Below are 20,044 nucleotides of genomic sequence, written 5' to 3'. Positions count from 1 at the left end.
ATGATTTCACTACAAGATAAACGAGTGCTGTTGACGCACGCTGACGCCTTTATGGGGCCAGTGTTGATTGAATCGCTCGGCAAGTTGGGGGCAAAAGTTATCCCCAGTTATGAGCGTTTGAGCGATAAGCAGGAAGTCAGGGAGGTCGTCTCTGCAGCCGGGCAGATTGATGTCTTGATCGCCAATCTGGCGATACCAGCCCCATCAACGGCGGCCGTTGATGTAGATGAGGAGGAATGGACTGCGGTTTTTGAGGCACTTGTGCACCCATTGCCTCGACTGCTTGCTGCGGTCGGACCTCAAATGATAGAGAGGCAGAGTGGGAAAATTCTGATCATGGGCAGCGCGTCAGCGCAGCGAGGCATGAAACGGGCGTCAACCTACAGCGCAGCTCGCGGGGCGCAACTTTCCTACACGCGGGCCGTCGGAGTCGAGCTGGCCCGACATGGTATCCAGGTAAATGCTATTGCCCAGAATTTTGTTGATAATCCGACGTATTTCCCCGATACAGTGCAGGCCGATCCGCGTTTTCAGGCGCGGTTGCAGCGCGAGGTACCGCTGGGCAGACTGGTTACTGCGGAAGAAGACGCGGCGTTGGTAGCCTATTTGTGCAGCGATGCCGCAAATTGCCACGTTGGGCAGGTATTTCCATTGTCCGGAGGCTGGGCGTGATCGGAGGTGTTGCCTACAACCAGGTGCCTGATTCTGATAACCGAATCCATTCAGATGAACTGGCGCGGGAATACGGATTTTCAGGCGCTCTGGTGCCAGGTGTGACAGTATCGGCTTATCTGATGCAGCCGGCTATAGAGCAGTGGGGCATTGACTGGCTTAATCATGGTCATGCACATGTTGTTGTCACCTCGCCGCTCTACGATGAAGCTGAATTCGAAGTTCATTCTGAATGGAACGGTGATAGCTACAGCGCAGAACTGAACAGTGATGGTAAAAAAAACGCAAACGCCATTGTCAGTCTCAAGGTAGACGCCGTTCCGGCCGATACTGCTCGCCGTGGTGATCCGGTCATGCCTGATCATTATCTGGGCCCGCAAGCCAGTTATGAAACCATGTTGTCGCTGCAAGACAGGGGATGTATGGCAAAAGCCTTTTTGTGGTCTGCAGATCATGAAATGGCGCGATACTTCCGCTCGCAGGCAGACATGCCTGCTTTGCTGCGCACTGATGACGCAGTCAGTAGCGGTGGTTTCGCAAACATGTCGTTTATTCTTGGGTGTGCCAACCGGCACTTTGCTGCCGTGGCCAGTATGAACCCGTGGGTACACCTTGAGACTCGTTCGCAAAATTTCGAAGCAGTGCCGCTTGGTACTCAGCTGATCAGTGAAATGCGAATTCTGGAGCTATTCAGCAGGAAAGGACATGAGTTTGCGGATTGCCAGTTCAATCTGTTCCGCGCAGATAACGGACGCTGCGTGTGTGCTATTGAGCAAAGGGCTATTTATAGTCTCAGGCCGCCGGGTGGGCGGGCATGATGGGTCAGCGTATTCTGATTATCTATACCGGCGGTACGATTGGCATGAAGCAGACCCGCGAAGGGCTTGCGCCAGCGGCAGATCTGGCGGAGGAAATCCGCAGTCTCGTGGAGTTGGGCCCGGCGTTTCAGCAGCAGCCGCCGATTCTCGAGACGCTAGCCTATGATCCCTTGATTGACAGTTCGGATATGCGGCCGGCGCTCTGGTTAAAACTGGCTATCGATATCGAAAAACGCTATGACGATTATGATGGTTTTGTGGTGCTGCATGGCACGGATACCCTGGCATATACCAGCTCAGCTTTGAGCTATTTTATTCGTCGCTGGGGCAAGCCGGTGGTCGTCACCGGTGCTCAATTGCCGTTTGGATTTCCGCGCAGTGATGCACGTGCCAATCTGATTTCTGCTATCGAAGTCGCTTGCACGATGCCAGGCTCACTCGCTCAGGTTTGCGTGGTATTCGGTTCGCGTATTATGCGCGGTAATCGGGTGACCAAGATTTCAGCCCGGGCCTATGATGCCTTTGACTCGCCACGTTATCCATTATTGGGCAAAATAGGCATTGATATCGAATTTCAGGGCAGTCGCCGACTGACCCATGGGGAGCGCCTGGCCAGTCGGCCGCTGCAAGCGCCTGCCGACGATTCGGTCGCCATGGTGAGGCTGTTTCCGGGCATCAGTGCGAATCTGTTTAATGCAATCTGTTCTGCGCCATCTTTACGTGGTCTGGTACTGGAAGCCTATGGCTCAGGTAATGCGCCAACACGTGATCCGGCTTTGATGGACGCAATCCGCGCAGCCGTCAAGCGCGGCATTGTGGTGCTGGTAGTTTCCCAGCCGCTGGATGGGGTAGTCAGTTTTGATCGTTATGCGGCAGGCAGCGGATTACCCGGTGCAGGCGCCATCAGTGGCGGTGACCTGACCCCCGAGGCTGCGGTGACAAAATTGTATTACCTGATTGCCTGCGGCCTGGATGCCGCACAGATCACCCGTGAACTGCAGCGACCTGTATCAGGAGAGATGAGCTTATGAAAACAATTGGTCTGCTGGGCGGCATGAGCTGGGAATCGACCGTGACTTATTATCGACTAATCAATGAGGGCATTAAGCAGCGCCTGGGTGGGCTGCATTCCGCAAAAATTGTTCTGGTCAGCGTGGATTTTGCCGAGGTAGAGCAATTGCAACATGTCGGCGACTGGCAGGCAGCCGGCGCGCTGTTGACTGATGCAGCGGCTGGACTGCAAAAGGCGGGCGCCGATTTTATGCTTATCTGCACCAACACCATGCACAAGGTGGCTGCGCAGATCCAGTCGCAAGTTTCTTTGCCACTCCTGCATATAGCCGATGCAACTGCCGATAAACTGCTGGCTGAAGGTGTCAGCACCGTCGGCTTGCTGGGCACACGATTTACCATGGAGCAGGATTTCTACAAGCAGCGCCTGATTGAGCGGGGCCTGACTGTGGTGGTTCCCGATGATGCCGGTCGTTCTGAGGTCAACCGGGTCATTTACGACGAACTTTGCCTGGGACAGATTCGCGAGTCATCACGCCAGCAATATCAGAAGGTGATTCGCGATTTGCAGCATGCAGGCGCCGAGGCGGTGATACTGGGGTGCACCGAAATAGGTTTGCTGGTCAGAGCGCAGGACTCTCCTTTGCCCTTGTATGACACCACTGAGATTCATGCAAAAATAGCCGTTCAGTACGCCCTTGAGTGTGATGAGAATGGATAGCAGTATGTGGGAACAAATCCAGATAACCGTCCGTAATCTTGTTCTGTCAGACTCAATGTTGAGTCTGCTGGCCAGCACCCTGATTCTGATTGTTGCTATTCTGGCGCTTCGCAATCTGATCAACCGTTATCTGGCCAAACATGTGCCGGTGACAGAAGTAAGGCGTCGCTGGATGGTGCAGTCGCGCAGCGCTTTGTTGCTGCTGCTGACGCTGGGACTGATCATCATCTGGGGCGAAGAATTGCGCACGCTGGCGCTGTCCATTGTTGCCATTGCCGTTGCTTTTGTTGTTGCGACCAAGGAGTTGATACTCTGTCTGATTGGCTCTCTGGTAAAAACGGCTGCGCGCTCTTTCGATCTCGGAGACCGCATTCAGATCAAGGACTTCCGGGGTGATGTGATCGATCAGAATCTGCTCGCAACAACCATTATGGAGGTAGGGCCGGGTAAAATCACTCACCAGCGTACCGGTCGAACAACAATCATTCCAAATTCCCTGTTTGTTTCTGAGCCTTTGATCAACGAAAGTTTCACTCACGATTATGTGTTTCATGTATTTACTGTGCCGTTCAAGCGCGAAGAAGATTGGCATGGTGCGCAGCAGGCTTTCCTGGCCTCAGCACAGCGCCACTGCGCATCCTACCTGGAAGAGGTGCGCCGCTACATGAACAAAGTCAGTATCCGTCGTGGTCTGGAGGTGCCCTCAGTCGACCCCCGAGTTACCATCCAGGTCCCGACCGCAGGCGAGGTTCATTTGGTGGTGAGAGTACCTGCCAAATCGGGAGAGCGAGGGTTTATAGAGCAATCCATGCTGACTGAGGTGTTATTGCAGAATGATTTCTCGGTAAAACAAAAAGCAGAAGAAAACCGTGAGGAAGCCGGAAATTAAGCAGACAATTTTACGCGATGCCCGTGCCAGCGATGCGGGTCAGATAGCACATATCTACAATTATTATGTGCTCAACACGGTTGTGACATTCGAAGAGAAAGCTGTACCGGAAATTGAAATGGCCAGCCGCATCAGTGATGTCCAGGGGCTCGGTTTGCCCTGGCTTGTGGCGGAAGATTCTGACGGTGCGATCAGCGGTTACGCCTACGCAGTGCGCTGGAAGACGCGGGCCGCCTATAAGTTTTCGGTAGAGACCACTGTCTACACTGACCCGGAATTGCGTCGCAATGGCCTGGGCACAATGCTCTACAGCGCGCTGTTCGAACGGCTGATGGCGGCCGGTATCCATTCTGCAGTGGGTGGCATTTGTCTGCCTAATGATGCCAGCGTGGCATTACACGAAAAGATGGGCATGAAGCAGATTGCCCGATTCAACGAGATTGGTTTTAAGGCCGGGCAGTGGCTGGATGTCGGCTACTGGCAGAGGATTTTTACACAGGACTAGTTTATGACAGATCAACAGGTGCACAAAGTGGCGCTGGTGACCGGGGCTGCCACGGGCATTGGCAAAGCCTGTGCTGAAGCGCTGGCGGCCAAAGGGTTCATTATTGCTGCCAACTACCGCAGCCGCGAGCAGGAAGCCCACGCGATGCTGGCGGCTTTGCCGGGGAACGGGCATCAGCTTTTCAAGGCGGATGTTGCCGACCCGTCGCAGGCACAGGCAATGGTCACAGAAATTGGCGATAAACTGGGTCGCATTGATGTGCTGGTCAATGCCGCCGGTCAATATACGCAGCAGGATATTCACAGTAATGATTACGTTGCATGGCAACAGGCCTGGCAACACAGTATGGCGCTGAACCTTCAGGCACCCGTCAATCTGGCCTTTCTGGTAGGCAGGTTCATGCAAGATGCGGGCGCCGGGCGTATCATCAATATTACCTCGCGCGGTGCGTTTCGTGGCGAACCGGCGGCACCCGCTTATGGGGCGGCAAAATCTGCGCTGAATTCTGCCACTCAGTCCCTGGCGTTGGCACTGGGTCAGCACGGAATCTGTGTATACGCTGTGGCCCCCGGCTGGACTGAAACACCGGCTGCCTCGCCGCGCATTGCTGCTCAGGGATGGGAGGGTGTCGCAGCCCAGTCACCGTTGGGGCGGGTCGGCAGACCGGATGAAATTGGCAGCATCGTCGCTTTCCTGGCCAGTGATAATGCTGAATACCTCACTGGCGCTATAATCGACGCCAACGGTGCTTCTTACCTAAGGAACTAGGATCGTCGATATGCCACCTCCAATGACCATCCTCGCCATCAACGGCATTATCCTTGTTGTGGCCTATTTTTTGTTGTTCCCGCGACTCGTTGGCGATAATCTGCAAAAGATGGCGCTGAATGATCTGCTGGCATCCATTGTGGCGCTGATTGTTGCTGGTTCTCTTTATATGGGCAGCGGACTGGAGTTTCGGGTTTTTGGCGTACCGCTGAACTGGTTCTGGTTTACCTTGCTCTCTTATCTGGCGCTCGAGTTTCCGCTGGCAATCTGGTATCTGAAAAAGAACGGAATGAGGCTTTCATGAAAAAAAGAATGTTGTGTTTGATGGCGTTATGCATGGCACTGCTCGGTCATTCCCTGTTGCAGGCACAGCAGCCGGATTTGGGGGTGTTTGCTGCTGCGGAAGCGCAGAAACCTGCCTTTATCGATACCCTACAACGTGTGGTTGAAATTGAGTCGGGCAGCCGGGACTATGAGGGCCTGGTTCGGCTCGGTGATCTGATTGCTGAAGAATTACGCTCGTTGGGCGGTGAGGTGGAAATTCTGGATGCCAATCAGGATGTCTATCGCATGTTTGATACGCCGGAACAGATTGGACCGATGGTGCATGCAAGGTTTCGGGGGCGCGGTGACAAGAACATCATGCTGATTGCCCACATGGATACCGTTTATCCGCGTGGCATGATCGCCGATCAGCCGTTTCGCATCGACGGCAATCTGGCCTACGGTCTGGGCATCTCTGATGACAAACAGGGTGTTGCACTGATCATTCATACCCTTGCCATGCTGCAAGATCTGGGCTTTGATGAATACGGTACGCTCACCGTGTTGATCAATGGCGACGAAGAGATCAGTTCGCCAGGCTCACGCTCAACAATTACTCGTATGGCCGCTGAGCATGATGTGGTGTTTTCAGCAGAACCCTCGCGTATCGACAATGACTCCCTCACGCTGGCCACCAGCGGTATCGGTGCAGCCACGCTGACTGTACGCGGTCGCGCATCACATGCCGGCGCTGCACCGGAAATGGGGCGTAACGCGCTTTATGAAATGGCGCACCAGATGCTGCAGTTGCGTGATCTTTCAGAACCGGAAACCGGCTTGAAAGTAAATTGGACGGTAGCGCAGTCAGGCACCACGCGAAATGTGATTCCGGATCTGGCGACCATGACGGCCGATGTGCGTATGCTGAGGCAGGAAGACTTCCAGCGTCTGGAAGACAGAATTCAGGAACGTATTGTCAATAAATTGATTCCGGACACCGAGGTGACTGTTGAGTTTGAAAATCGTCGACCACCGTTAATGCCTGGAGATGGCGCTCGTCAGTTGGCCGGGCATGCACAGCGTATCTATAGTGAAATAGGTATGGAATTGACCGTGAATGAGCAGGCTGAGGGCGGCGGTACTGACGCGGCATTTGCTGCGTTGGGTACGGATACGGCCGTTATTGAGCGTTTTGGCTTACGTGGCTTTGGTGCTCATTCCAACAATGCTGAGTATGTGGATCTGGATTCTGTCATTCCTCGTCTCTATCTTCTCAGCCGCATGATTATTGACGTTTCCCGGGGGACAGCGCCGCTGTGATGCGATGCAATATCCGGTTAATTTTCATGAGCTTGCCTTCGGCCCGGATATTCTTGAAGGATTGACCGGGCGCATCCCACCGGGCCTGACGGGTCTGGTGGGTGCCAATGGCGCCGGAAAATCAGTTTTGCTCAAGTTGCTTGCGGGCAAGCTCCAGCCAATACATGGTAGTGTGACCTGGCATGTTCCTTTTCTTCATGTTGATCAGTTCGCGGCCGATGGCTTCGCGCGACTGGCTGATGCGTTGGGTGTCGCTGAGCTGTTTGACGCATTTGTGAGGGTCGAGCAGGGACATCCACATGAGGATGACATTGAACGGCTGGCCGACCATTGGGACAAACCTGCAATCTGGCAGAGCCTGCTTGAGTCTGCTCATCTGCCCACCGACCTTGGGCTTGCTGTTCAGACCTTGAGCGGTGGTCAACAGACTCGTTTGATGTTGTGCGTGGCGTTCAGTAAACCGGATCATTTTTTGCTTCTGGATGAACCCGGTAATCATCTTGACCGTCGGGGGCGTGACTGGCTGATTGACAAACTTGTGCACCATGCGGCCGGCGCACTGGTTGTGAGCCATGATCGTCATTTATTGCGTCATGTACATCAGATTCTTGAGTTGAGCAGGCAGGGGCTGCAACTTTATGGTGGTGCCTACGATTTTTATCAGCAACAAAAATCCCTGATGGTTGATGCCGTCGAACAGCAGGTACTCGATACTGAAAAACAAGTGCGCAGGCTGAAACAGGAACAGCAACTCAGTCAGCAGCGCGCGGCACGGCGCCGGCAACAGGGAGAACGCCAGCGGCGTGATGGATCGCAGGGCAAGATTTTGCTGGATTTCAAGGCAGAGAAAGCGGCTGGCAGTCAGGCCAGAGAAGTCGCGCGGCAACAGCGCAGCACTCAGGCTTTAAGTGCGGACCTGCAGGCCGCCAGATCCTTGCGTGACAGTTTGCGTGCCCAGCGTCTGGTAGCGCCGGTCTCCGGGAGCAAGCGGGGCATTGTAGTACACGCAGAGCAACTGGTACTGCCCTTTGTTCAGAACAAGGCACTGATCAACCTGACCGTGCACAGTGGTGAGCGATGGCTGATCAGCGGCGCCAATGGCACTGGTAAATCCACCTTGCTCAAAGTGATCGCCGGTAGCTTAAAGCCGATTGGAGGCCGCTGTGAGCTGCGTGGCAGTTGTCTGTATCTGGACCAGCATTTCAGTTTTCTGCAACCGGATCTGTCTGCATTGGATAATCTTGCGGCAATAGATCCGCAAGTAAGTGCAGAGCTGTGGCGTACATGGCTGGGCAGCCTGCGCTTGCGAGCAGACAAGGCACTGCTGCCAATTAGGATGCTGAGCGGCGGCGAACGATTGAAAGTGGCTCTGCTGTCTGTCTCAGGCCGGCATCATCCCCCGGATCTGCTGCTGCTTGATGAACCTGACAATCACCTGGATCTGGAGTCTCTGCAGATGCTGGAGGAGACGCTGCATGACTATCAGGGCACGCTAATGCTGGTCTCGCACGACCCGGATTTTGTGCAGGCCGTGGGTGTTACCCATGAGCTGGCGCTGGATTGAGCCGATGCGCTGATTAGTCTGTTAAACTAGGCGCCTTCGAAACAGGAGAGCGGCATGTCTGAAATAACGATCCGGCCCGCCGTGCCGGATGATGCGGAAACAATCTTCTACTTTATCAAAGAGTTGGCGATCTACGAGAAGGCCGAACACGAGGTGGTCACCACGCCCGATGAGATTCGTACGTCGATCTTTGGTGCCGGATCAACCGTGAGGGCGCTGATCTGCAATATCGGCGAGTCGGTGGTTGGCTTTGCTGTGTATTTTTTTAACTACTCCACCTGGCAGGGTAAAAACGGCCTGTATCTGGAAGACCTTTACGTGTCGCATGAGTATCGGGGAGCAGGTGCTGGCAAGGCTTTGCTAAAATATCTGGCTCGTGAGGCTGTGGCGCTGGAATGTGGTCGATTTGAGTGGAGCGTGCTTGATTGGAACACACCAGCCATCGAGTTTTACGAATCCATTGGCGCCAAACCACAGGCGGAATGGATACGTTATCGTCTGGATGGCGATGCCCTGACGCAATTTGCGGCAGGCGAATAATAACTGAGGACAATTTATGATTATTAAACCCAAATACCGTGGATTTATCTGCACAACCACCCATCCTGGCGGCTGCTACAACAATGTGCGTGAACAGATCGATGTCACACGCCAGGCAATCGGACAGGGCAGCGGGCCCAAAAAGGTGCTGGTCATCGGGGCATCCAGCGGTTACGGGCTAGCTGCGCGAATCACTGCGGCGTTTGGCTATCAGGCCGCTACTCTCGGCGTATTTTTCGAAAAGCCCGGCACCGAGACCAAGCCCGGCACGGCCGGCTGGTATAACTCCTGGGCTTTTGAGCAGCAAGCTAAAGACGCCGGGTTGTATGCCCGTTCCATTAATGGCGATGCCTTCTCTAATGAAGTTCGTGAGCAGGCCATCGATATCATCAAGCAGGATCTGGGTGAGGTCGATCTGGTGGTTTACTCGCTGGCATCCCCGGTACGCAAAATGCCGGACACTGGCGAAGTAAAACGCTCAGTGTTAAAGCCGATTGGGGAGGTTTACCAGTCGACAGCGATTGATACCAACAAGAATCAGATTATTCACGCAGAAGTAGAACCAGCCACTGAGCAGGAAATAGCCGACACCATCGACGTCATGGGCGGGCAGGATTGGGAGCTTTGGATGCAGGCTTTGGATAAAGCGGGTGTCCTGGCACCAGGTGCGCGAACAGTGGCCTTTAGTTATATAGGCACTGAAATGACCTGGCCAATCTACTGGCATGGCGCGCTGGGCAAGGCCAAGGAAGATCTGGATCGTGCGGCGCATGCACTGGATAAACTGTTGGCGCAAAAGTACCAGGGCGGAGCTAACGTCGCTGTACTCAAGTCAGTAGTCACTCAAGCCTCAGCTGCAATCCCCGTGATGCCCCTTTATATCGCACTCGTTTATAAAGTCATGAAAGAAAAGGGTCTGCACGAAGGCACTATCGAACAACTCAATCGCCTGTTCAGCGAGCAGCTCTATCGCACTGACGGCAAGTCCTTCGATCTGGACGATGCCGCGCGCTTCCGCATGGATGACAAAGAGCTGCGTGACGATGTGCAGTCTGAGTGCAAACAATTGTGGGAGCAGGTCAACAACGACAACCTGTTTGATCTTACCGATTACGCCGGCTACAAGCACGAGTTCCTGAAACTGTTTGGGTTCGAGCGCGGTGATGTAGACTACGAAGCCGACGTCGCCACCGAGGTCGACTTCAAGGCCTGATGACGCGGGGGACGTAGACCGCCTCCGTCCCCCGCGTCACAGTTTGAACTGAGAGATATGACGCTGCAGGCTGCTGGCTAACTGTTGCAGGCTATTGATCGCGACAGCGCGACAGCTACCGTCAAGGCAAGGAAAATAGCGAACAGTTCAAACACTATCAGAGCTGTCACGGCATTGCTTTGGCTGATGTCCATGTCCTGCAGGCGGATATCCCGGCCGCCCATTTCAAGCATGTACATGTTGTCCAGAACGTCATGCATGCGATCCATTTTCTCTTTGTCACGCGCCTCGGCTATCCTATGATGGGTTCGATATCATTGGCAAACCAGTCCGTATAAATATTGAAAAACTCACTCAGCTGACTCACCTGCTCCGCATTCAGCGCGTCAGATTCAGACAGCGAGGCATTCACCTCTTTTATTTTAAGTGAGCCTTCATCCAGCCGCTCCAGGTACATATTATTACCCGTTAGTGCAAAGCCGCGCATACCGGACTCGATGGTCAGTACGCTGGATAGAAGAGTGCTGATTTTGTCGAGGGTCTGATAGCTGCTGACGTTTGCATCGACGTTGGCGTCAATATTGCTCAGGCTCAATCGTGTCACAGAGATAAGGACCAGAATAACAAGCAGGATCAGCGCGAACCCAGCGATGAGTTTGGAGGTCAGCGAGTGGTGCGATAAAGAGACTCGACGTGATTTCATACTGAAGGCCTGATCGGAACCAGGGTCAGACAGCATAAAGGTCAATTTTTGCAGATTCGTGAATTCGGATATCAGCCGTTTTCACACCAACGTCACAATTTTCTGTCACGCTCAGATTAAATAAGATCTTCAGGAGTACTGGGCGTGGAAACCGTTTCTGCAACTGAATCCAGGCAGTCGCAAGCATCTCATTGGCAATCCTGGCTGATGGTGCTCCTGCTCATTTATCTGCTGCTGGCGGCAGTTGGTGCGATCGGCGACGGATTCAAGGCAGCGACCGGCGACAATGCCCGTGACCTGTTCAGCTTTGCTTCGAATCCTTTCGTGGCGCTTATTGTCGGTCTCGTGGCAACGGCTTTAATTCAGAGCTCCAGCACGGTGACATCGATTATTGTCGGCCTGGTTGCAGGCGGCCTGCCGATTTCGATAGCCATACCAATGGCTATGGGAGCCAATATCGGCACGTCGTTGACCAGCACACTGGTCAGTCTGGGGCATGTACGCAATGGCGATGAATTCCGCAAGGCGTTTGCGGCCGCAACGGTGCACGATAGCTTTAATCTACTGGCCGTTGCTCTCCTGCTACCTCTGGAGATAGTGTTTCAGCCATTGGAGCGCGCCTCTGGATTTTTTGCGCAGATACTCGTTTCTGATAATAGTGTCAGTGTCAGCGATTTCAATTTCATGAAAATGATTTTGGCTCCAGCGGGCAATACAATGGACCTGGTAACCTCATGGCTACCGGGGATCTTTTCGGGCCTGGCGCTGATTGTGCTGGGCATTGTCCTGATACTGTTTGTTGTCTCGCGCATAGGCCGTATTCTTCGAACGTTGTTGGTTGGTAAAGCCAAGGATGTAATGCATGCCGCAGTTGGGAGAGGGCCATTGGCTGGCATCGCCTCGGGAACCGTCATGACCGTTCTGGTGCAGTCGTCTTCCACCACTACGGCGTTGATCGTTCCGCTGGCGGGCAATGGTGTATTTTCCTTGCGTCAGGTCTATCCATTCACACTAGGGGCCAACATCGGTACGACCATCACTGCGCTGCTGGCTGCAACGGCGATCCACGGTCCGATGGCCACACTGGCGTTGCAGATTGCACTGGTTCATCTGTTTTTTAATCTTCTGGCGATTCTGGTTATTTTCGGAATCCCGCTGTTGCGTAACATCCCATTGCTGATGGCTGAGAATCTGGCACGACTGGCATTGCTGAATAAATTGTATGTTGTAGCCTACATTCTTGGCGTGTTCTTTTTGTTGCCACTTTCGGCCATTGCGGTCAGCCAGATTTTTTAACGGACTGATTCTTGGGAGAAATCAATATGTCTGACTTGAGCAAGGAAGAGAAGCAACAGAGAATCGCTGAATTGCGTGAGGCATTGAGCAGGCTGGAAGCCGAGCTGAATAAGGATATAGAGCGCGAACAGCACGAGGCGATCGATCACCTGGATGCGCAATTTATATTGGTTGAAGATAAGTTCCATAACCTGAAAACGTTCTGGCAGACCTTGAAGGAAGAGTGGTCAGGCCAGGCGGGGGATCGCTGATCATGTACAAAGTGATGTTATCAATGATCATTTTGGTGTTGGCAGCCTGCTCGTCGGATTCCCGTGAAGGTGATGCGGATATCGTCATCGATGGTTCCAGTACGGTATTCCCGATAGTCTCCTATGGTGCCGATCTGTTTGAGACCGAGCATCCCGAATACGCTGTCCAGGTCGATTTTTCCGGGACAACCGCTGGGTTCCTGGATTTTTGTGCCGGGCAGACAGATATTAACGCGGCCTCGCGGCCTATCAATACTCAGGAGATCGACGCATGCCATGCCAGTGGGATAGCGTTCGACAGATATCAGATTGCTCTTGATGCCGTGGCAATCGTCACACATAGGCGCAACACCTGGGTTGATGGTGTAACGATTTCTCAGTTACAGACGATGTGGGCACCTTCCAGCGAAGGTGTGATCAGATCCTGGCAGCAGATTGATCCTCAATGGCCGGACACGGAGTTGAATCTTTACGGGCGGGGACAGGACTCGGGGACTTACGATTTTTTCACCGAACAATTGGGTGCATTACGAAGCAGCCGCCAGGATTATGTCGCAAGCGAGGACGAAGAATTTTTGGCGGCCGGGATTGCTGACGACCCGGGTAGCATCGGGTTCTTTGGTCTGGGCGCGTATCATCGGCACTGGGAGGAGCTCCGGTTATTGGCAGTTGATGGCGGCAATGGTGCTGTTTTTCCAAGCCTGGAAACCGTGCGCGCCGGAGAATACATACCGCTCACCAGGCCCCTGTTTATATACGTGCGTCGCTACGCAGAATCAGATGGCGACAAATACCATGTCATGCAGCTATTTCTGCAGCATTTCTTGCAGCGACTTCCTCAATGGGTCCACAACACAGGCTACCTGCCTTTGACGCCAGAAGAGTATCAAGCCCTGTAACGCTGGGGGCGCGGTTGTGGCGCGGGGGACGGAGGCGGTCTACGTCCCCAGGGCTAGACGATTGGCACCAGGGCTGGGAGAGGGTGGTAGCGACGGGAACCTTTCAGGCCATGTTTTCTTTTTTTCCCGGCCACCCGAAAAGCGGGCGGGACTGTTCGAGTCCCGAGCGGCAAAGCCGCGAGGTCGAGTTCCCCCCCCGCCGGGTGGCCGGGGAAAAAAGATGGCCGGTTCCCGTCGCTACCACCCTCTCCCAGCCCGCTCCAGAACGAAGCAATCAATGGGGACGTAGACCGCCTCCGTCCCCAGCGTTACTTGATCAGGCGCACCGGCAGCTCAGTATAGCCCTTCACGAAGCTGGAGTAGATGCGTTTGGGCTCGCCAGTGACTTCAACTTTGTGAAAGCGCGGCAGGATCTCTTCCCACAGAATGCGTAGCTGCATTTCAGCAAGGCGGTTGCCCATGCAGCGGTGGATACCGGTGCCGAAGGACAGATGCTGGCGGACCCGCGGCCGGTCAATCCAGAAACGGTCGGCGTGTTCTATGGCGTCTTCATCGCGGTTGGCCGAGGCATACCACAACAATACTTTATCGCCTTTGCGAATGGTTTTGCCGCCCAGCTCGGAGTCCTGCGTGGCGGTGCGGCGCATATAGGCCAGCGGAGTCTGCCAGCGCACAATCTCTGAAACCATTGAGGGAATGAGCGCGGGGTTGTCGCGCAGCTTTTGGTATTCATCCGGGTTTTCATTCAGTGCCAACACGCCACCACTGATGGAGTTGCGGGTGGTGTCGTTGCCACCCACAATTAACAGTATCAGGTTGCCCAGAAACTCCATGGGCGGCATATTGCGAGTGGCTGGACCATGCGCGAGCATGGAAATCAGGTCGTTGCCTGGTGGCTTACTGGCGCGCTCCTGCCACAGTCGGCTGAAGTAGGACAGGCATTCCTTGAGAATCACCAGGCTTTCTTCATAGCTGTCGATCAGACCGGCGCCGGGAATAGCCGTGGCGACGTCTGACCAGTAGGTCAGTTTGTGTCTGTCCTCAAACGGAAAGTCGAACAGCGTTGCCAGCATCTGGGTGGTCAGTTCGCGGGAGACGCGATCGACCCAGTTGAATTCCTCATCCAGCGGCAGATTGTCCAGGATGGTGCAGACACGACGGCGTATCAGGCCTTCCAGATTTTTCAGGTTGGCTGGCGCCACGACACCCTGCACGGTTTTACGTTGTTCATCGTGCTTGGGCGGATCCATGGCGATAAACATTGGCAGCGTATATTCCGGCAGCACATCAACGATACCAATGGTGGGCTCGGAGCTGAACACGGCCGTGTTGGCCTCCACCGCCATAATGTCCTGATACTTCATAACCGACCAATACGGGCCGACTGCCGAGTGGGCGCAGTAATGCACGGGGTCATCCCGGCGCAGCCGGTCCAGAAAGGGCAGAAATTCGTTGGCCTGCCAGATGCCGGGGTGTGCCAGATCAATTTCGTCCAGCGGGGTGGTCCAGGGATCGCGACCAACCAGGCTGCGTGTTTTGGGCGGCGATCCGGATGTGGCTGTTGCGCTGTCCATATCGTGCTCCTGTTAGAATTGAAATTCCGGGATTCGGACGATCAGCCCGTCGAGTGCTTCTGTTACTTCAATCTGGCAGGACAGTCGGGAGTTGGCAGCCCGGTCAGGATTCAGGTCCAGCATGGGTTCCTCAAATTCGCCGGGCGGGCCGACTTTGTCCAGCCATGGCTCATCCACAAAGACGTGACAGGTGCCGCAGGAGCAGGCGCCCCCACAGTCGGCGTCTATGCCCGGTACCATATTTTTGATGGCGGCAGTCATCACGTTCTCGCCGCTGCCAACGTCAATCACATGCTCGGTGCCATTGAATTCAATGTAGGTAATCTTTGCCATTGTAGATCCTGAGTTATCGACAACTAATTTACAGACGACTGTGATACAGTTCCGGGGTCTGATCGTAAGAGAAAAATGAACGCGTTACAACTTTTCCGAATACAAGCATAAAAACAGGTGGTTACGATGCGAGATAGCTGGATAAAAATGACACTTTTGCGACCGCTGGGATTGCTCCTGGTGACAATTATGCTGGCAGCCTGCGGTGAGGCACCCGCCCCGGTAGACAGTGCATCAACGCAGCCAACACAGACCTCGCAGGCTGTTGCGCAGCCTGCAGAGCCGGCCGATTTCAGTGGCCTGATGGCTGGCTGGAATGCCATTGCACCGGGTGGCGACACGATTTGTTCGGACGGGTCTGAATTTCGCTTCTATGTTAAACAGGGCGACCCGCATAAACTGATGTTCTATCTGGAGGGCGGTGGCGCCTGTTGGGAAGGGGGCAACTGCGATCCCGATATCCAGCCCAGCTATCAGGTTAACTTGAGCAACACGGATCCGTCCCGTGCCCATGGCATCCTGGCGTTCGATCAGGTGACCAACCCGGTCGCCGACTTCACCATGGTCTATGTGCCCTACTGCTCCGCTGATGTGCACCTGGGTGACTCTGAACAGCATTACCAGATGCCGGCCTTTGATGATCACGCCGCGCATGATCTGCACATTCGCCACAGCGGATGGGCCAATGCCAAAGCCGCACTTGACTGGACCTATGGCCATCTCTTTGACCCTCAGACTGTGTTTGTGACCGGTTCCAGCGCGGGTTCCATCCCATCGCCATTTTATGCGGTGAAGCTGGCTGAGCAGTATCCCAATGCTGATGTTGTGCAGTTGGGCGATGCGTCCGGCGGTTATCGTGGATTTGCCAACTTCAATCCCTACGATGTCTGGAATCTGGATGATGTGGTGAGCGACCTGTCTTTCATTGAGACAGTGCCCGCAGATACATTCAGCTTCCACCACCTGTACCTGGGAGCAGCGCAGGCCAACCCCACTATCCGTTTTGCTTCTTATGACAATGCCGAAGACGAAACCCAGAAGCAGTTTCTGGCGCTTGGTGGCACTCCGACCGAATCTCTTCAGCCGCTACTGTCGGAAAACCTGATGGAGATCAGTGAGGCCATTCCGGACTTTCGCTTCTATGTGGCTGGCGGCGATATGCACACCATCCTGTTGCGTCCGGAGGTTTATACCTATGTCGTTGATGGCGTGCGGTTTGTGGATTGGCTGGCCGGCTTGATCAATAACATTCCGGTCACCAATGTCATGTGTGAGGACTGCAGTGTAGCGCCTGTCTCACCGGCTCAGCGCTGAGAGAGTTGTTACGATATCGGCGTCCAGCTTGAGACTGGCCAGCTCATCCGCGCGGGTTTTGCCGCGGGTGAGTATGGCCAATGGCTTGTTTTGCTGATGTATATGACGTGCGAATCGAAAGCCTGAATAGACCATCAGGGACGAACCGATCACCAGCAGCGCGCCGCTTTGATTAATCGTGTCAAAGCACTCGTCGACACGTGGTCGTGGCACATTGTCACCAAAAAACACCACATCGGGCTTCATGATGCCGCCGCAGTCAGGGCAGGCCGGTACCTGAAAATGACTGAAATCGGCTTCCAGGTCGGCGTCACCATCCGGTGCAGCTTCCGCACTCAGCGATGTGTAAGCCGGATTCAGCAAAGCGCACAATTCGTGCATAAGGCGTCTTTCCCGGCGCAAACCACAGCTCATGCAGATAACCTCGTCGGCACGACCGTGCAGATCGATCGCCGTCCGACTGCCGGCTTTCTGATGCAGACGATCGACATTCTGGGTAATGATGCGGCTGACCAGACCGACCTGCTCCAGTTGCGACAACACATGGTGCGAGGGGTTGGGTGCGGCCTTCATCATGATCGGAAAACCATACAGACTACGCGCCCAGTAGCGTTGACGCGCGGTAGCGCTGCCCATGAAATCCTGATGCTGAACGGGTTGCTTGCGCTTCCAGTTGCCATTGTGGTCGCGGTAATCCGGGATGCCTGATGCTGTGCTGATGCCAGCCCCGGTCAGGACGGCGACAGGTGCATGTTCGGCGATGAATCTGGCAAGTGTCTCTGGCATAGCTATCGACTGTGTCGGCTCAGTGTTGGTCGGCATTTACGCTGTTGATTGCGATCGGGATGACTATTGGGCTAAATTGCCTGTCACACGGACCATTCTAGTCGCGGAGAGATGACAATGAAAAGACTGCTTGCGGTAATGCTGGTTTCTGGTGTCTTTGCCTATTCCTGTTCAAGCCTGGCGCAGACCGGCAATGATGCTCGTTGGCTGGATCCGGCTCAGGATGCTGCCAATTTACCAACTGGCGGCAGCATCCTGTTCTGGCGCGATGATCAACAGATAGCCGGATTTCGCAATACCCATCTGCTTAGTCCGGTGCGCCACATTCAGCGGGGCGATAGCGTGATGGAGTTGCCACGCGATGAGCGGGATTTCTCGTCATTGCAATATGAAGTGGCGGGCCAGCAGTTTACGTTCGATGACTATATGCGTCATAACCATGTTGGCGGCGTGCTGGTACTGAAAGATGGAAAAGTCCTGCTTGAACGATATGGCCTGGGTAATACCGAGCGCACCCGATGGGTGTCGTTCTCCATGACCAAGTCCATTGTGTCCCTGCTGACTGGAGCGGCGTTGCATGATGGCTACATCAACAGTATCGAGGATCCAGTCACCGACTATCTGCCGCAGTTGAAAGGTTCATCTTACGATGGCGTGACCATCAAACACGTCCTGCAGATGGCATCTGGTACTGACTGGAACGAGGACTACGCCGACCCTAACTCAGATGTGGCGACTTCGCCCAATGATATGCTGGAACTCATGCGTTTTATGGGTTCCAAGCCGCGCGTGGCAACGCCTGGCGAGCGGTTCAACTACAATACGGGCGAGACCAATCTGGCTGGTGCCATTGTCAGGGCTGCGATTGGCAATAACCTGGCCGCGTATCTGAGCGAAAAAATCTGGAAACCCTGGGGTATGGAGGCGGATGCCACCTGGATCAGCCACGGCCCGAACGGCGGGGAGCTTGGTGGATGCTGTATTGCACCAACCCTGAGGGATTGGGGGCGACTGGCCTTACTGGTACTGAATGATGGTGTGCTGCATGATGGTACACGCGTTGTTCCGGAAGGTTGGATAAGTGAGTCGATTGCACCGTCGCCAGGCAGCGACAACTATGGCTATTTATGGTGGCTGAATGGCGATGGTACATTTCGCGCCAGTGGTATTTTCGGGCAGGGTATCTACTTCAATCCGCAGGAGAATCTGACGATCGTTGTGCAGGGTGCCTGGCCGCAGGCGACAGGGGCGAGTTTTGCCGCGCACAGAGATGCCTTCTTTAGCGCAGTCAGTGCTTCGCTATAGGTCAGAAGTCATATTGTGTGGTGAACCGTAACACTTTGGGCGCAAATAAGTTTCCGATGATCTGATTGCTCTGGTGAACGTATAAATTGCTGTCAAACTAGGCGCAATTCTATCCAAGGGGTGTTCAGACTTGAAACGTATCCTTTTGCCGCTGGCAATACTCATGTCAGCCGCGCTTGTATTTGTGGTTCTCGTGCGCACGCCTGAACGTCTGCCTCTGGCCGCGCCGGATCAGGCCATTGCCAGTGTCCGTGTTGCCGAGGTTTCATCAGGGATAGTACAGCTTGATGTGCAGTCGCAGGGTCGGGTCCAGGCCAGTCGTCGCGTCAGTCTTTCGGCGGCTACTGCGGGTCCGGTTTCCTGGGTCTCACCTTCCCTCGTTGCTGGCGGTTACTTCTCGAAAGATGAGGTCATTCTGCGCGTTGACAGCAGCGACTATGAAACCGCACTTGAACGAGCCCGCTCTGGCTTGAGCCAGGCGCAAAGCGATGCCCGTTTCGCCCGTGAAGAACTGGAGCGCAACACCGCCCTGGCTGATCAACGTCTGATCAGTGAAACCCAGTTGCGCGATCTGCAGCGGCAAGCGGAAAATACATCCCTGCGTGTTCGCGATGCGCAGGCTGCTGTTGCGCAGGCCGAACTGGATCTGCGCCGCAGTGAGATCCGCGCCCCCTTCAATACAATTGTAGAAAGCACCAGCATAGACATCGGTCAGCAGGTCGGACGTGGTGCAGCGCTGGCCATTCTGCTGCACGCAGATGAAGTGGAAATCCGCCTGCCACTGGCTATCAATCAACTTGATTATCTGGATTTGCCATTGGGTATCCGGGGAGAAATCCCTGCAGAGCTGCAACCTGATGTCATGGTGACTGGCTTGCTGGGCAAGGAAAAACAGAACTGGCAAGGCAAACTGGTACGTATGGAAGCAAGCATCGATACGGGCAGTAATGCCATTCAGGCGATAGCCCGTGTCAGCCAGGATGCAGAAGGAATTCCTTTGCCTATTGGCCTTTACGTGAACGCTACCATCAGCGGGCGCGAAGTTGAGAATATTGTTTCCCTGCCGCGTGAGGTGGTCAGGGGAAATAACCGGGTGCTGGTTGTTGATACCGAGAATCGATTGTGGTTTCGTGATGTGGATGTGTTGCGACTGGAAAGCGACCGTGTACTGGTGCGAGGTGGGCTGGCCGATGGCGAACGCATATGCCTGTCGCCCATTCAGACAATCATCGATGGTATGCGCGTTAACGTCGTTGATAACGCGCCAGCAACTACGTTGAGCGCGGCGTACTGAACCA

23 protein-coding genes are annotated in these 20,044 nt (G+C 54.5%); 18 read left to right on the top strand and 5 right to left on the bottom strand.

The window, feature by feature from the left end; genetic code table 11:
* From PS2015_RS14550 to fabV, 12 genes are read left to right on the top strand one after another with little or no spacing between them, the layout of a single operon-like run.
* The gene (locus tag PS2015_RS14550; RefSeq protein WP_058022908.1) at positions 1-672 is read left to right on the top strand and encodes an SDR family oxidoreductase; all 672 of its coding nucleotides are present in this window, start codon (positions 1-3) and stop codon (positions 670-672) included.
* Positions 669-1,490: a hypothetical protein gene (locus PS2015_RS14545; RefSeq protein WP_058022907.1), complete on the top strand. Its 822-nt coding sequence runs from the start codon at positions 669-671 to the stop codon at positions 1,488-1,490. The genes PS2015_RS14550 and PS2015_RS14545 overlap by 4 nt, the downstream gene beginning before the upstream one ends.
* Positions 1,487-2,521 carry an asparaginase gene (locus tag PS2015_RS14540; protein ID WP_058022906.1) on the top strand — a complete coding sequence of 345 codons (1,035 nt, stop codon included), beginning with the start codon at positions 1,487-1,489 and terminating at the stop codon, positions 2,519-2,521. The genes PS2015_RS14545 and PS2015_RS14540 overlap by 4 nt, the downstream gene beginning before the upstream one ends.
* Positions 2,518-3,222 carry an aspartate/glutamate racemase family protein gene (locus PS2015_RS14535; RefSeq protein WP_058022905.1) on the top strand — a complete coding sequence of 235 codons (705 nt, stop codon included), beginning with the start codon at positions 2,518-2,520 and terminating at the stop codon, positions 3,220-3,222. The genes PS2015_RS14540 and PS2015_RS14535 overlap by 4 nt, the downstream gene beginning before the upstream one ends.
* Positions 3,223-3,226: 4 nt before the next feature.
* Positions 3,227-4,111 (top strand): mechanosensitive ion channel domain-containing protein, encoded by an 885-nt coding sequence (locus PS2015_RS14530; protein WP_058022904.1) that lies wholly within the window; start codon positions 3,227-3,229, stop codon positions 4,109-4,111.
* Positions 4,092-4,616: a GNAT family N-acetyltransferase gene (locus PS2015_RS14525; protein WP_335338244.1), complete on the top strand. Its 525-nt coding sequence runs from the start codon at positions 4,092-4,094 to the stop codon at positions 4,614-4,616. The genes PS2015_RS14530 and PS2015_RS14525 overlap by 20 nt, the downstream gene beginning before the upstream one ends.
* Before the next feature lie 3 nt (positions 4,617-4,619).
* Positions 4,620-5,384 carry an SDR family NAD(P)-dependent oxidoreductase gene (locus PS2015_RS14520; RefSeq protein WP_058022903.1) on the top strand — a complete coding sequence of 255 codons (765 nt, stop codon included), beginning with the start codon at positions 4,620-4,622 and terminating at the stop codon, positions 5,382-5,384.
* A 10-nt stretch (positions 5,385-5,394) separates the two neighbouring features.
* A complete protein-coding gene (locus tag PS2015_RS14515) occupies positions 5,395-5,688 on the top strand; it encodes a hypothetical protein (protein WP_156412760.1) in 294 nt (97 codons plus the stop codon).
* Entirely contained in the window at positions 5,685-6,968 is a 1,284-nt protein-coding gene (locus PS2015_RS14510; RefSeq protein WP_058022901.1) for a M20/M25/M40 family metallo-hydrolase, read from the top strand. Before PS2015_RS14515 ends, PS2015_RS14510 begins: the two co-directional genes overlap by 4 nt.
* Before the next feature lie 4 nt (positions 6,969-6,972).
* Positions 6,973-8,532 (top strand): ABC-F family ATP-binding cassette domain-containing protein, encoded by a 1,560-nt coding sequence (locus tag PS2015_RS14505; RefSeq protein ID WP_058022900.1) that lies wholly within the window; start codon positions 6,973-6,975, stop codon positions 8,530-8,532.
* Between the two features lie 54 nt (positions 8,533-8,586).
* Positions 8,587-9,072 carry a GNAT family N-acetyltransferase gene (locus PS2015_RS14500; protein ID WP_058022899.1) on the top strand — a complete coding sequence of 162 codons (486 nt, stop codon included), beginning with the start codon at positions 8,587-8,589 and terminating at the stop codon, positions 9,070-9,072.
* Positions 9,073-9,088: 16 nt separating this feature from the next.
* Entirely contained in the window at positions 9,089-10,285 is a 1,197-nt protein-coding gene (gene fabV, locus PS2015_RS14495; RefSeq protein ID WP_058022898.1) for an enoyl-ACP reductase FabV, read from the top strand.
* A gap of 77 nt (positions 10,286-10,362) precedes the next feature.
* Here fabV and PS2015_RS14490 read toward each other — a convergent pair whose 3' ends face one another.
* A complete protein-coding gene (locus tag PS2015_RS14490; protein WP_156412759.1) occupies positions 10,363-10,545 on the bottom strand; it encodes a hypothetical protein in 183 nt (60 codons plus the stop codon).
* A 32-nt stretch (positions 10,546-10,577) separates the two neighbouring features.
* Positions 10,578-10,988 (bottom strand): CHASE3 domain-containing protein, encoded by a 411-nt coding sequence (locus PS2015_RS14485; RefSeq protein WP_169792331.1) that lies wholly within the window; start codon positions 10,986-10,988, stop codon positions 10,578-10,580.
* 144 nt (positions 10,989-11,132) lie between these two features.
* On the opposite strand from PS2015_RS14485, the gene PS2015_RS14480 reads away from it, so the two are divergent.
* The 3 genes from PS2015_RS14480 to PS2015_RS14470 are packed head-to-tail and all read left to right on the top strand — an operon-like array spanning position 11,133 to position 13,434.
* Positions 11,133-12,284, top strand: coding sequence for a Na/Pi cotransporter family protein (locus PS2015_RS14480; RefSeq protein WP_058022895.1), 1,152 nt, complete (start codon positions 11,133-11,135; stop codon positions 12,282-12,284).
* 26 nt (positions 12,285-12,310) lie between these two features.
* On the top strand, positions 12,311-12,535 hold the full coding sequence (locus PS2015_RS14475; protein WP_058022894.1) for a hypothetical protein: 225 nt from the start codon (positions 12,311-12,313) through the stop codon (positions 12,533-12,535).
* Positions 12,536-12,537: 2 nt separating this feature from the next.
* Positions 12,538-13,434 carry a PstS family phosphate ABC transporter substrate-binding protein gene (locus PS2015_RS14470; protein ID WP_058022893.1) on the top strand — a complete coding sequence of 299 codons (897 nt, stop codon included), beginning with the start codon at positions 12,538-12,540 and terminating at the stop codon, positions 13,432-13,434.
* Positions 13,435-13,742: 308 nt separating this feature from the next.
* Here PS2015_RS14470 and PS2015_RS14465 read toward each other — a convergent pair whose 3' ends face one another.
* Together PS2015_RS14465 and PS2015_RS14460 are read right to left on the bottom strand one after the other, a co-directional pair.
* Positions 13,743-15,008 carry a cytochrome P450 gene (locus PS2015_RS14465; RefSeq protein WP_082628165.1) on the bottom strand — a complete coding sequence of 422 codons (1,266 nt, stop codon included), beginning with the start codon at positions 15,006-15,008 and terminating at the stop codon, positions 13,743-13,745.
* Between the two features lie 12 nt (positions 15,009-15,020).
* Positions 15,021-15,341, bottom strand: coding sequence for a 2Fe-2S iron-sulfur cluster-binding protein (locus tag PS2015_RS14460; protein WP_058022892.1), 321 nt, complete (start codon positions 15,339-15,341; stop codon positions 15,021-15,023).
* A gap of 147 nt (positions 15,342-15,488) precedes the next feature.
* Here PS2015_RS14460 and PS2015_RS14455 point away from each other — a divergent pair, with 147 nt between their 5' ends.
* Positions 15,489-16,655 carry a pectin acetylesterase-family hydrolase gene (locus tag PS2015_RS14455; RefSeq protein ID WP_169792330.1) on the top strand — a complete coding sequence of 389 codons (1,167 nt, stop codon included), beginning with the start codon at positions 15,489-15,491 and terminating at the stop codon, positions 16,653-16,655.
* On the opposite strand, the gene PS2015_RS14450 is transcribed toward PS2015_RS14455, so the two are convergent.
* On the bottom strand, positions 16,638-17,441 hold the full coding sequence (locus tag PS2015_RS14450; RefSeq protein WP_058022890.1) for an NAD-dependent protein deacetylase: 804 nt from the start codon (positions 17,439-17,441) through the stop codon (positions 16,638-16,640). The genes PS2015_RS14455 and PS2015_RS14450 overlap by 18 nt on opposite strands.
* 117 nt (positions 17,442-17,558) lie before the next feature.
* Between PS2015_RS14450 and PS2015_RS14445 the strand changes: the two genes are divergently transcribed.
* Both PS2015_RS14445 and PS2015_RS14440 read left to right on the top strand, forming a co-directional pair.
* Complete coding sequence (locus PS2015_RS14445; RefSeq protein ID WP_237113342.1) at positions 17,559-18,746, top strand: serine hydrolase domain-containing protein; 1,188 nt, start codon at positions 17,559-17,561, stop codon at positions 18,744-18,746.
* Positions 18,747-18,876: 130 nt separating this feature from the next.
* Positions 18,877-20,040: an efflux RND transporter periplasmic adaptor subunit gene (locus PS2015_RS14440; RefSeq protein ID WP_156412758.1), complete on the top strand. Its 1,164-nt coding sequence runs from the start codon at positions 18,877-18,879 to the stop codon at positions 20,038-20,040.
* The last annotated feature ends 4 nt before the right edge of the window (positions 20,041-20,044 follow it).

This window comes from Pseudohongiella spirulinae, assembly GCF_001444425.1.
GTDB classification, from domain to species: domain Bacteria; phylum Pseudomonadota; class Gammaproteobacteria; order Pseudomonadales; family Pseudohongiellaceae; genus Pseudohongiella; species Pseudohongiella spirulinae.
This window is presented reverse-complemented; position numbering and strand designations above follow the sequence as displayed.